This is a genomic window from Streptomyces sp. NPDC127108, assembly GCF_042677545.1.
GTDB lineage: Bacteria > Actinomycetota > Actinomycetes > Streptomycetales > Streptomycetaceae > Streptomyces.
The window spans coordinates 100,712-111,852 of sequence record NZ_JBHXTE010000019.1; the positions used below are offsets into that span (position 1 = coordinate 100,712).

12 protein-coding genes are annotated in these 11,141 nt (G+C 73.1%); 3 read left to right on the top strand and 9 right to left on the bottom strand.

The window, feature by feature from the left end; translation table 11 throughout:
• Positions 1-91 precede the first annotated feature (91 nt).
• The gene (locus ACFVHO_RS17920; protein WP_385714972.1) at positions 92-1,375 is read left to right on the top strand and encodes a hypothetical protein; all 1,284 of its coding nucleotides are present in this window, start codon (positions 92-94) and stop codon (positions 1,373-1,375) included.
• Positions 1,376-1,444: 69 nt separating this feature from the next.
• Here the strand turns inward: ACFVHO_RS17920 and ACFVHO_RS17925 are convergent, their stop codons facing one another.
• Genes ACFVHO_RS17925 through ACFVHO_RS17940 form a run of 4 tightly spaced genes read right to left on the bottom strand, consistent with a single transcriptional unit; the run spans position 1,445 to position 5,512 of the window.
• The gene (locus ACFVHO_RS17925) at positions 1,445-2,452 is read right to left on the bottom strand and encodes an ABC transporter substrate-binding protein (protein WP_385714975.1); all 1,008 of its coding nucleotides are present in this window, start codon (positions 2,450-2,452) and stop codon (positions 1,445-1,447) included.
• The gene (locus tag ACFVHO_RS17930; protein ID WP_385714978.1) at positions 2,449-3,378 is read right to left on the bottom strand and encodes an ABC transporter ATP-binding protein; all 930 of its coding nucleotides are present in this window, start codon (positions 3,376-3,378) and stop codon (positions 2,449-2,451) included. The genes ACFVHO_RS17925 and ACFVHO_RS17930 overlap by 4 nt, the downstream gene beginning before the upstream one ends.
• Positions 3,375-4,469, bottom strand: a complete 1,095-nt coding sequence (locus ACFVHO_RS17935; protein WP_385714981.1) for a FecCD family ABC transporter permease — start codon at positions 4,467-4,469, stop codon at positions 3,375-3,377. The genes ACFVHO_RS17930 and ACFVHO_RS17935 overlap by 4 nt, the downstream gene beginning before the upstream one ends.
• A gap of 44 nt (positions 4,470-4,513) precedes the next feature.
• Entirely contained in the window at positions 4,514-5,512 is a 999-nt protein-coding gene (locus tag ACFVHO_RS17940) for a FecCD family ABC transporter permease (RefSeq protein WP_385714984.1), read from the bottom strand.
• A 124-nt stretch (positions 5,513-5,636) separates the two neighbouring features.
• On the opposite strand from ACFVHO_RS17940, the gene ACFVHO_RS17945 reads away from it, so the two are divergent.
• On the top strand, positions 5,637-6,293 hold the full coding sequence (locus ACFVHO_RS17945; RefSeq protein ID WP_385714987.1) for an HAD family hydrolase: 657 nt from the start codon (positions 5,637-5,639) through the stop codon (positions 6,291-6,293).
• On the opposite strand, the gene ACFVHO_RS17950 is transcribed toward ACFVHO_RS17945, so the two are convergent.
• Complete coding sequence (locus tag ACFVHO_RS17950) at positions 6,257-6,520, bottom strand: hypothetical protein (RefSeq protein WP_385714990.1); 264 nt, start codon at positions 6,518-6,520, stop codon at positions 6,257-6,259. The genes ACFVHO_RS17945 and ACFVHO_RS17950 overlap by 37 nt on opposite strands.
• A gap of 210 nt (positions 6,521-6,730) precedes the next feature.
• Here ACFVHO_RS17950 and ACFVHO_RS17955 point away from each other — a divergent pair, with 210 nt between their 5' ends.
• Positions 6,731-7,114, top strand: a complete 384-nt coding sequence (locus ACFVHO_RS17955; RefSeq protein WP_030363393.1) for a cold-shock protein — start codon at positions 6,731-6,733, stop codon at positions 7,112-7,114.
• Between the two features lie 219 nt (positions 7,115-7,333).
• On the opposite strand, the gene ACFVHO_RS17960 is transcribed toward ACFVHO_RS17955, so the two are convergent.
• From ACFVHO_RS17960 to ACFVHO_RS17975, 4 genes are all read right to left on the bottom strand, one after another.
• A complete protein-coding gene (locus tag ACFVHO_RS17960) occupies positions 7,334-8,197 on the bottom strand; it encodes a 1,4-dihydroxy-6-naphthoate synthase (RefSeq protein ID WP_385714993.1) in 864 nt (287 codons plus the stop codon).
• A complete protein-coding gene (locus ACFVHO_RS17965; protein WP_385714996.1) occupies positions 8,190-8,957 on the bottom strand; it encodes a futalosine hydrolase in 768 nt (255 codons plus the stop codon). Before ACFVHO_RS17965 ends, ACFVHO_RS17960 begins: the two co-directional genes overlap by 8 nt.
• Positions 8,921-9,421 (bottom strand): DUF2771 domain-containing protein, encoded by a 501-nt coding sequence (locus ACFVHO_RS17970; RefSeq protein ID WP_385714999.1) that lies wholly within the window; start codon positions 9,419-9,421, stop codon positions 8,921-8,923. Before ACFVHO_RS17970 ends, ACFVHO_RS17965 begins: the two co-directional genes overlap by 37 nt.
• 157 nt (positions 9,422-9,578) lie before the next feature.
• The gene (locus tag ACFVHO_RS17975; protein WP_385715002.1) at positions 9,579-10,988 is read right to left on the bottom strand and encodes an MFS transporter; all 1,410 of its coding nucleotides are present in this window, start codon (positions 10,986-10,988) and stop codon (positions 9,579-9,581) included.
• Positions 10,989-11,141 lie beyond the last annotated feature (153 nt).

An 11,141-nucleotide genomic window follows, 5' to 3' on the forward strand; every position in this document is an offset into this window, starting at 1 on the left:
CGGCCGCCCCAGGGGCAGGGGCGCCGGAGGCCGCGGATCACGGTAACGTCGAGGTCCGGGCCCACAACACCGCAGCCCCGGAGGGAACTTCGTGGGGATCGAGAGCGACCAGCTCGTCTTCGACTACCTGAGCCGCGTCGGCGACGTGGCTCAGCAGCGCCAACTGCCGTCCGGCACCCGGATGCGGCTCGTCTCCGGGCTGCGCGGCGAGATCGACCGCCGCCGCGCGGGCGCCGCCGACAGCCCCGCCGCGATCCGCCGCATCCTGGACGGCCTCGGCACCCCCGACGAACTGGTCGACGCGGCGGCCGACAACCCCGACGACGTCAGCGCCGCCATCCCCGAACAGCGCGCGGAACCCCAGACGAGCCGCCTGCGCCGGGTCGTCCCCCGGCCACGCCTGCGCCCGGCGACGGAGCGCCCCGCGGCCCCGGACAGCTCCGCGCGGCCCGTGCCCGAACCGCCCGCCACCGAGCGCCCGGCCCGCCCCGCGCGCCCCGCGAAGGACCGCCCGGCCCGTCCCGCCCGCCCGGCGAAGGACCGCCCCGCCCGGCGCCGCCCGGCCGCCCCGCCGCCCGCCCCCGACCCCCGCCCCACGCCCCCGCACCTCGCGGGCACGGACGAACTGGGCGTCACGGGAGCCGACTTGGAGCCGGACTGGTGGCGCGTCGACAGCTCACCCGCGGCGGGCAAGGACACCGTGCACGGCTTCGTCGGCGGGGTGGAGATCCCCGAGATGCTGCGGCGGCCGTCGGTGAACATGGCGAAGCGGGGGCCCGGCGCGACGGGGGCCGAGTACGCCGAGGACGCAGAGGACGAGTACGACGACGAAGAGGTCTACGAGGACGAGGAGGCGGAGGAAGGGGAGGCGGAGGAGGAAGACGGGGCCGTCGAGGCGGCCCCGCGCAGAGGGCTGCGGCGACTGCTCCCGCCCGCCGCGAAGGCCGCCCCCGAGGAGGACACCGCCGAGGAGGACGAGCCCGCCCCGGTGGCGAAGGGCGGCAACGCCAAGGCGGGCCTCGCCCGGGCCCTCGCCAACCCCGTCCCCCTGCTCGCGGCCATCGCGCTCGTCGTCGGCGCCGTCATCGGCAACTGGTTCGCGCTGGCGGGCGGTTGGGTCCTCGCCTGGTTCTCGCGGAAGCTCAGCCCGGCCGAGCGGAAGGTCGGCGTGTTCGTCGTGCCGGGCCTCGCCATCGCGTCGGGTGTCGCCTGGCTGTGGGGCCGCTCGCAGGGCAAGTGGGGCGAGCCCATCGTGAAGGGGCACATGAACGAGGCGGTGGCCGACACCTGGCCGTGGGTGGTCCGCGGTGCGGCCGTCGCCTCCGCGCTCTTCCTGGTGTGGAGGTCGCAGCGACAACGGCCGTCGGCGGATTAGGGGCCGCCCCCGGCGGGCAGGCCCCGGCCCGCGCCCGCCCGGGAGTCGACCCCGTGCCCGCCCGGAGGGCTACTTCGTCAGGTCGGCCTGCATCTGGTCCAGGATCTTCGCTGCGGCCGTGTAGCCGATGCCCTGGATCCACAACTCGTCGTCGACGACATGGACGTTGCCGGACTTCACGGCCTCCATGTTCTTCCACAGCCCGCTCCGCACGGTCTGCGTCTGCTTGGACTTCTCCGGATCGCCGTACGTGGACTGGAAGATGACGTCCGCGTCGGCCATGTCGATCTTCTCGGGGCTCAGGTCGTACGAGAACCCGTCCTTGGCCTTCTTCGCCAGCGGCGGCCTGCCGAGCCCGACGTCCTTGAGGAGGGTGGCGATGTACGTCTGCTCGCCGTACACGCGGATGTCCGCGCCCTCCACGAAGCGGACGACGTTGACCTCGGTCGCCTTGGCCTTCGCGGGGCCGCCGACGGCCTTCGTGACCTTCTCGGCGTGGGCGGTGTAGTCGGCGACGGCCTTCTTCGCCTCGGGCTTCTTGCCGAGGGCGTCGGCGTGGGTCTGGAAGTTCTCCTTCCAGGGGTGGCCGGTGGTCTCCGTCATCACCGTCGGCGCGATCTTCTTGAGCTGGTCGTACTTCGCCCCGTGCCGGATCTTGGACGTGAGGATCAGGTCGGGCTTGAGCCCGGCGATGACCTCCATGTTGGGGTTCAGCATCTCCCCGACGTCCTTGATGCCCGCGACCTCGTCCTTCGGCAGATAGCCCGGGAACTCGCCCGCCGCCTCGACGTGGGTGGCGCCGACCGGCTTCACGCCGAGGGTGATCGCGGAGTCCAGCTCGGCGGTGTCGAGCACGACGACCCGCTTCGGTTCGACCGGCACCTTCACGTCGCCCATGGCGGTCTTCACGGTGTGCGTCTTGCCCGAGCCCGAGCCGCCGTCGGAGTCGTCCGAGTCGGACCCGCAGGCGGTGAGGGCGAGGGCGCCGGACAGCGCGAGGGCGCACGGGACGAGGGCGCGACGGCGGGGGAGAGCGGTGCGGTGGGGGAGAGCGGTGCGGCGGGGGAAACCAGTCATGACGTGGGCCTTTCGTCGAGGGGTGGTTTCTTGTCCGTGGGAAGGTCGGTGGGGGCCGAAGGACCGGCGGGAGCCGCTGACTTCCCGGAGGCCGACGGCTGCCAGGGCGCGCCCGGCACGACCAGCGGCGAGCCCGTCACCGGGTCGGGGACGACCACGCAGTCGAGCCCGAAGACCTCACCCACGAGTTCCGCGGTGACGACGTCCGCGGGCGTTCCGCGGGCGACCACCCGCCCCTCCTTCATGGCGACGAGGTGGTCGGCGTAACGGGCCGCCTGGTTCAGGTCGTGCAGCACGACCACGACCGTCCGGCCCCGGTCGCCCTCCGGCGCGGGCGCGGCCAACTGGCGCACCAGGTCGAGGACTTCGACCTGGTGGGAGATGTCCAGGTAGGTCGTGGGCTCGTCCAGGAGCAGGATGTCCGTCTGCTGCGCGAGCGCCATCGCGATCCACACGCGCTGCCGCTGCCCGCCCGACAGCTCGTCCACGGACCGCTCGGCGAGCGCCGCCACGTCGGTGCGCTCCATCGCCTCGGTCACCGCGGTCTCGTCGGCGTCGGACCACTGCTGCCACCAGCGCTGGTGCGGCTGGCGGCCGCGCGCCACCAGGTCGCCGACGGTGATCGCCTCGGGGGCGACGGGCGTCTGCGGGAGCAGCCCGACCTGCTGGGCGATGTGCCGGGTCGGCAGCTTCGCGAGGGCTTCGCCGTCGAGCAGCACCGAGCCGCCCCTGGGCTTCAGGAGCCGCCCGAGGGCCCGCAGCGTCGTGGACTTGCCGCAGGCGTTCGGGCCGACGATGACGGTGACCTTGCCGTCGGGGATCGCGAGGTCCAGGTCGTGTACGACGGTGCGGTCCTCGTACGCGAGGGTCAGCTCGCGGGCCGTGAGGCGGGCGGCCGCCGTGGTGGCGGGGGCGGGGGCGGTCACGCGGTGCCTCCATTGCGTACGGAACGACTGCGGATGATGAGCCAGATCAGATACGGGGCTCCGACGGCAGCCGTCAGGACGCCCACCGGCAGCTCCGTCGGCGCGAACAGCTTCCGGGCGAGCAGGTCCGCGAGGACGACGATCAGGGCGCCCAGGAGGGCCGAGCTGAGCAGCGGGATCTGGGCGGTGCGGGTGAGACGGCGGGCGATCTGCGGGGCGAGCAGGGCCACGAAGTCGACCGGGCCCGCCGCGCCCGTCGCCACGGAGGCCAGCACCACGCCGAGCAGGACAAGGCCGAAGCGGACCCGGCCCAGGCGCACGCCCAGGGCCGTCGCCGTGTCGTCGTCCATCGCCGCCGTGCGCTGGGCGCGGGCCGCCCAGGCCACGAACGGGAGCAGTACGAGCAGGGTCAGGGCGAGCGGGTCGGCCTCCGGCCAGCCGCGGCCGTTCAGCGAACCCGTCATCCAGATCTGCGCCTGCTGCGCGACCAGGTAGTCGCCCTTCGTCATGAACAGCGTCGTGACCGAGCGGAGCGCGATCGCGAAGCCGATGCCGATCAGGACGAAGCGGGTGGCGTGCAGGCCGCCTCGCCAGGCGAACACGTACACGAGCAGCGCGGCGAGGATGCCGCCCGCCACCGACAGGTACGGCAGGAGCGTGTACGACGTCACGCCGAACGTCATCGCCCCCACCGTCACCGCGCTCGCGCCCTGGCTGATGCCGATGATGTCCGGGCTGGCCAGGGGGTTGCGGGCGACCGTCTGGATGAGGGCGCCCGCGACGCCGAAGGCCGCGCCGACCAGGAGGCCCACCACCATGCGGGGTTCGCGCAGCGTGCCCACGACCAGTTCGTCGGGGGAGGGCTGGCCGAGGATCACCTTCACGGCTTCCAGGGGCTGTACGAAGGTTTCGCCGATGCAGAGGTAGGCCAGGCAGGCGGCTGCGAGGGTCAGGCCGAGGGCCAGGGCGACTGCGGCGGAGCGGCGGTGGACGAGGAAGTTCGCTTGCCCGAAGCGGAGTACGCCGTAACCGGCTGGACGGACGCGTGAAGGGCGCCCGGCACCGGGGGTTTTGCCCACCCGTTCCGCCATGCGGAACGCCTGCCCAAAACGGGAGCCGCCTGAGGACGTGGGACTCACGCCGCCACCGCCTTCCTGCGGACCAGGGTCACCAGGAACGGGACCCCGATCAGCGCCGTCATGACGCCCGCCGGGACCTCGCTCGGGGGGAAGACGACGCGACCGACGGTGTCGGAGACCAGGAGCATGACCGGGCCGAGGAGGGCGGCGAGGGGGAGGACCCAGCGGTGGTCGCTGCCGATGACGGCGCGGGCGATGTGGGGGACGGCGAGTCCGATGAAGGCGATGGGCCCGGCCGCGGCGACGCCGACGGCGGTGAGGACCGTGGCGCCGAGGCCGCCCACGACGCGTACCGTCGCGACCTTCTGGCCGAGGCCCTTGGCCACGTCCTCGCCGAGCGCGAGGGCGTCGAGGCCGCGGGCGACGGAGAGCACGAGGAGGAGCCCGACGAGCAGGAAGGGCCAGATCTGGGCGGCGATGTCGGCGTCGCGGCCGGACAGTGAGCCGACCTGCCAGAAGCGGAACTCGTCCAGGGCGGAGGCCTTGGTGGTGAGGACGGCGGTGGTGACGGAGACGAGCAGGGCGTTGATGGCGGCGCCGCCGAGGGCGAGTTTGACGGGCGTCGCGCCGCCGCGCCCGCTGCTGGCGATGGCGTACACGGCGACGGAGGCGATCCCGGCGCCCGCGAAGGCGTACCAGACGTAGCCGGTGAGGGTGTGCACGCCCGCGTAGGCGATGGCGAGGACGACGCCGACGGAGGCGCCCTGGCTGATGCCGAGGATGCCGGGGTCGGCGATGGGGTTGCGGGTGATGCCCTGCAGGGCGGTGCCGGCGACGGCGAGGGCGGCGCCGACCATCACGCCGATGACGGTGCGGGGCACCCGCAGCTCCCGGATCACCTCGGCGGCGTCGCTGTGCCCGCCGTGCAGGAGGGCGTCGAGTACGGCGGAGGGCGCGATCGCGCGGGCGCCGACGGCGAGGCTGAACAGGACCGCGAGCAGCAGGGCCACGACGGCCGCCGTCATCGCGACAGCCCGTCTGACGGACACACGCATCGGCTGGGGCTCGTTTCGCAGGGGTTCGTTTCGCAGGGGTGCACAGAGGCTGGTAAGGCTTGGCTAAGTCTAAGCGGGGCCGGGGTCCCTGCCCGGGGCTCGCGGCCCTCGGCACAATGGCCCCATGACCTCACGGACTGACCGGACCACCGCTCCCCTCACCGTCGGCTTCGACCTCGACATGACGCTGATCGACTCCCGGCCCGGCATCCACGCCTGCTACCTGGAGCTTTCGGCGCGTACGGGGACGTACATCGACGCGGACCTGACGATCACCCGGCTCGGACCGCCTCTTGAGGAGGAGTTGAAGCACTGGTTTCCAGCCGATCGTGTCGCTGCCATGGCCACGCTCTACCGTGAGATGTATCCCACATACGCGATCACCGCGACGCCCGCGCTCCCCGGAGCCCGCGAGGCCGTCGACGCGGTGCACGCCGCGGGCGGCCGCGCCCTGGTCGTGACCGCCAAGTTCGAGCCGAACGCGAAGCTCCATCTGGAGCACCTGGCCCTCGACGTGGACGCGGTCATAGGCGACCTGTGGGCGGAGCGGAAGGCGGAGGCGCTGACCGAGCAGGGGGCGTCGGTGTACGTCGGCGACCACACCGGCGACGTACGCGGCGCGCGTACGGCGGGCGCGCTGTCCGTGGCGGTGGCGACCGGTCCGTGTGACGCAGCGGAATTGCGCGCGGCGGGCGCCGACGTCGTACTCGACGACCTGACCCTGTTCCCCGCCTGGCTCGCGGCCTACCGGGCGGACGGCTCCGTCGCCGACCTGGCCTGACGCCGCTGCACCGCGATACCGCGCAGCACGCCCGCGCCCGCGATGAGGAAGCCCGCTCCCATCAGCATGCAGACCGCGTACGCGATGGGTGGGAAAGTGTCGCCGCCGAGGAACAGCGGTGCCACCGTGACCAGTGTGGCCACGGCGCCGACGAAGAAAACGATCGCGCCAATCCGTACGAGGCCGTCGCCCGGTCCGGTGGAATTCGCTTGGGTTTTGTCACGCACCGGACCAGGGTAGTTCCCAGCGCGTAGGAAGAAACCGGGGACGTCTTGTCACCGGCCCGGGGACCCATAGTCTTGGTTCCGGCGGGTCGGGGCGACCCGCTGTACTGCTATCCAGAGCCGTTTACGCCCGGCGGGCCGGACCGACCCGTCCGCCGGAACGCGTCGCGGCACAGACGAGTACGACGACGAGTACGAGGACGAGGACTTCACGTGCCTACCGGCAAGGTCAAGTGGTTCAACAGCGAGAAGGGCTTTGGCTTTCTCTCCCGCGACGACGGCGGCGACGTCTTCGTGCATTCCTCCGTACTGCCCGACGGCGTCGACACCCTCAAGCCCGGCCAGCGCGTGGAATTCGGCGTGGTCGCCGGGCAGCGGGGGGATCAGGCCCTTTCCGTGACGCTGCTCGACCCGACGCCGTCCGTCGCCGCGGCGCAGCGGCGCAAGCCGGACGAACTGGCGTCCATCGTCCAGGATTTGACGACCCTGCTCGAGAACATCACACCCATGCTGGAGAAGGGCCGCTACCCCGACAAGGCTTCGGGCGCGAAGATCGCAGGTCTCCTCCGGGCGGTGGCGGACCAGCTGGACGTGTAGTCACCCCCAGGGGGCTGCGCCCCCGGCCCCCCGCTTGTCGGCGCTCCGCGCCTCGTCCTCAATCGCCGGACGGGCTAAAACCTTGCCGGGGCGGGCTGGAACTGTGCCGCACCGGCGAGATTTCCAGCCCCTCCGGCGTTTGAGGAGCGGGGTCTGGGGCGGAGCCCCAGTTTCGGTGAAGGGGCGGGATTGGGGAGCCCCCGGCAGGGCCTCCACCCGTCACGGAAACGCCAGCGCCCCGGGGCGAAGCGCGGGCACCAATCCCTCGGCCGCCGCCCGCGTGAGGAGCCCACGAACGGCCGCGTACCCGTCCTCACCCAGGTCGGCGGTGAACTCGTTGACGTAAAGCCCGATGTGCTGATCGGCGACGGCGGGGTCCATCTCCTGGGCATGCTCCCGCACATAGGGCCGGGACGCCTCGGGATCCTCCCAGGCCATCCGCACGGACGCCCGCGCCGCAGCAGCCAACTCCCGCAGAACCCCCTCCCCGAGCGCCCGCCGAGCGATGATCGCACCGAGGGGAATGGGCAGCCCCGTGACCTCCTCCCAGTGCTCGCCCATGTCCGCAAGCTTGTGCAGCCCGTAGTCCTGATACGTGAACCGCGCCTCGTGGATGACGAGCCCCGCGTCCACCTTCCCGTCCCGCACCGCGGGCATGATCTGGTGGAAGGGCAGGACGACGATCTCGCCGACCCCGCCGGGCAGGACGTCCGCGGCCCAGAGCCGGAAGAGGAGATAGGCGGTCGACTTCTCACTCGGGACGGCGACGGTCTTCCCGGTCAGGTCGGCCCCGGCTTCCCGGGTCAGGACCAGCGGCCCGCACCCCCGCCCGAGCGCCCCGCCGCAGGGCAGCAGCGCGTACTCGTCGAGGACGTAGGGCAGGACGGCGTACGACACCTTCAGGACGTCGAACCCGGCGGCGCCGCGCTCGGCGAGGCCGTTGGTGATGTCGATGTCGGCGAAGGTGACGTCGAGTTCGGGGGCGCCGGGCACCCGTCCGTGTGCCCACGCGTCGAAGACGAAGGTGTCGTTCGGGCAGGGCGAGTAGGCGATCTTCAGGGACCGGGGCGGGGCGTCAGTCATGCCTTTTCCAACTCTCCAGTGCGGGCGCGAGCTTCCCGAGTACGGGCGTGAACTTCCCGAACGCGCCGGTCAGCGCGGCCAGCGCGGCCCCGATCCGCCAGGTGTCCCGGTCGCGCGGGCCGACCGGGTTGGACACGGCGCGGACCTCGACGACGGGAAGCCCGTACAGGGCGGCGGCCTCGGCGACCCCGAAGCCCTCCATGGCCTCGGCGAGGACGCCGGGGTGGCGCTCGCGCAGCGCGTCGGCGCGGGCGGCGGAGCCGGTCACGGTGGAGACGGTCAGGACGGGGCCGACCGCGGCGCCGGTGGCGGCGGCCAGGGCGCTCACGAGCGCGGGCGGGGGCAGGTGGGTGACCCGGCCGAAGCCGAGGTCGGTGACGGGCAGGAATCCGTCGGGCGTCTCGGCGCCGAGGTCGGCGGCGGTGACGGCGTCGGCGACGACGAGGGAGCCGACGGGGGCGCCGGGCTGGAAGCCGCCGCCGATTCCGGCGGAGACGACCAGGTCGTAGGGGGCGTCGGCCGCGGCGGCGAGGGCAAGGGCGCGGCCGGTGGCGGCGGCAGCGGCGGCGGGTCCGACGCCGACGACGAGGAGGTCGACGACGGGGGCGGGGTCACCGCCGGAGGGGTCGGGCAGGCCGGACGCCACCGCGTCCCGCTCGGCGGGGACCGCGGTGGCGATCAGGACGCGCGGGCCCGGAAGCCGGGTCCGTGGTGCGGTCCCGGTCAGGCGTCCGAGTCCTTCTTGAACTTGAACGACCACAGGCCGGTGGCCTTGGCACCGCCCTCGGCCTTGCCGCCTTCGAGCAGGCTCACCGTGGCGGTGTTGCCGCTGCCGCCGTACTGCTGGTTGAAGAACACGCTGCCCGGGATGACGACGTACGTCTTCTTGCTGGCCTCGGTCAGCGGCCGGCCGTTCATCAGGAGCGTCCAGCCCTTGTCGGCGATCTCCGGGTCGACGCCGAAGCGGACCTTCTCGTCGGGGTCGACGGTGATGGACTTGATGTCCTTCTTGTCCTTCAGGCAGTCCTGAACCTCGGACTCCGTCAGTTCCTTGCCGTCGTTGTAGCAGGACGCCTCGGAGTGCACGGAGTCGCTGCCGACCGTCACGGTGGCCAGCGGCGTCGGCTTGTCACAGGCCGACAGGACGAGAAGTCCGGCGGAGGCGGCGCCGAGAGCGGCGACGGTGCGGCGGCGACGCGCCGAGCGGGGTACCAGGGAGGTCATGGCGGAAGGCTATCGGGCGCCGGGGTGACGTCTGCGAGGTGGGTGCGGCGTGCCGCCACCTGCGGTGGGGTCGGGCGGGTGCGCGGGTGCGCGGGTGCGCGGGTGCGCGGGTGCGCGGGTGCGCGGGTGCGCGGGTGTGGCGGAGCGGCGGTGCGGGTCAGGCGACCCGGGGGCGCCGGGCGCCGCCCCTGCGTGCCGCCGCCAGGAGCCCCTTCACCGTCGGCACCCAGCCCACCGCGATGATCCCCGCCGCCACCCACAGGCCCAGCGTGCCGTTGAGCGGCAGCGCGATGCCGATGCCGCCGCCCACCACCCACGCCATCTGCAGCAACGTCTCGGACCGCGCGAACGCGGACGTCCGTACCTCCTCCGGTACGTCCCGTTGGATCATCGCGTCCAGCGACAGCTTCGACAGCGCCTGCGCGAAACCCGCCACCGCCGCGAGCGCGGCGATGCCCACCGGGCTGACGAACACGGCCGCGCACACCGCCACCCCCAGGACGACCGCCACCACCGTCACGATGATCATCTCCGGGGCCCGGGCCTTCAGCCACGCCCCGACCGCCGTGCCGAGCGCGTTGCCCGCGCCCGCCGACACGCCCACTATGCCCAGCGACACCGCGGCGCTCTGCCCGGCCAGCGGATGCTCGCGCAGCAGGAAGGCGAGGAAGAAGATCAGGAACCCGGAGAGCCCGCGCTGCGCGGCGTTCACGACGAGGCCGTGCGTCACCGACGGGCCGACGGTACGCAGACCGAGGCGCCGTCTTCGGGAGGTGTCCTCGCGGTCCCGGGCGCGGGCCAGGTGCAGATGCTCCTCGTCGGCGACGAGCAGCGCCTTGCGCTCGCCCTTCGCCGAGTCCACCTTGTGGGGCAGCGTGAACGAAAGCACCGTGCCCGTGACGAACAGGACGAACGCCCCGTACAGCGGCCAGCGCGGTCCCAGCGCCTGCAGGCCCGCGCCGATCGGCGCCGCCACGCCCGTGGCCAGGAGGCCGCTCAGGGTCACCCGGGAGTTCGCCTTCACCAAGGAGAAGGCCGGTGGCAGCAGGCGGGGTACGACGGCGCTGCGGACGACGCCGTACGCCTTCGACGCCACCAGGACGCCCAGTGCCGCCGGATACAGCTCCAGGCCGCCCGTCACCACCGCGCCCGACAGCATCAGCGCGAGCAGCGCCCGCGCCAGCATCGCGCCCGCCATCGCCGCGCGGCGGCCGTGCGGGAGGCGGTCCAGTAGGGGGCCGATGACCGGGGCGAGGAGCGTGAACGGGGCCATCGTGATCGCCAGGTACAGGGCGACCCGGCCCCTTGCCTCGTCCGTCGGCACCGAGAAGAACACCGTCGACGCGAGCGCGATCGTGATCATCACGTCGCCCGCGCCGTTCACCGCGTGCAGCTCGATCAGTTTTCCGAGGCCCGACTCGCCCGCTCCGTGGGCGTGGGTCGCCTTGCGGATGCCCTTCGCCGTGCCCGTGAACGGGAGGTGCAGGGCGCGGCCCAGTGCTCGGGCCGCCCGGGTTGCCGCACCCGGGGTGCCCGGTCGCTGAGACGACGACCTGACGCCAGTCACCCAGTCATAGTGCCCCGTCCGGGGGTGGACTAGCGGGATAACCACTCGCGGGCCGACCTCGGCCCTGCCGGGGGCTCCCCAACCCCGCCCCTTCCCGAACCCGGGGGGGGGGGGGGGCGGGGGCCCCCCCCCCCCCCCCCCCCCCCCCCCCCC

Excerpts from the sequence above, each read along its gene's own strand:
- ACFVHO_RS17935 (WP_385714981.1), bottom strand. The coding sequence starts at position 4,469 with ATGGCGGAACGGGTGGGCAAAACCCCCGGTGCCGGGCGCCCTTCACGC.
- ACFVHO_RS17925 (WP_385714975.1), bottom strand. The coding sequence starts at position 2,452 with ATGACTGGTTTCCCCCGCCGCACCGCTCTCCCCCACCGCACCGCTCTC.
- ACFVHO_RS17940 (WP_385714984.1), bottom strand. The coding sequence starts at position 5,512 with ATGCGTGTGTCCGTCAGACGGGCTGTCGCGATGACGGCGGCCGTCGTG.
- ACFVHO_RS17960 (WP_385714993.1), bottom strand. The coding sequence starts at position 8,197 with ATGACTGACGCCCCGCCCCGGTCCCTGAAGATCGCCTACTCGCCCTGC.
- ACFVHO_RS17970 (WP_385714999.1), bottom strand. The coding sequence starts at position 9,421 with ATGACCTCCCTGGTACCCCGCTCGGCGCGTCGCCGCCGCACCGTCGCC.
- ACFVHO_RS17945 (WP_385714987.1), top strand. The coding sequence starts at position 5,637 with ATGACCTCACGGACTGACCGGACCACCGCTCCCCTCACCGTCGGCTTC.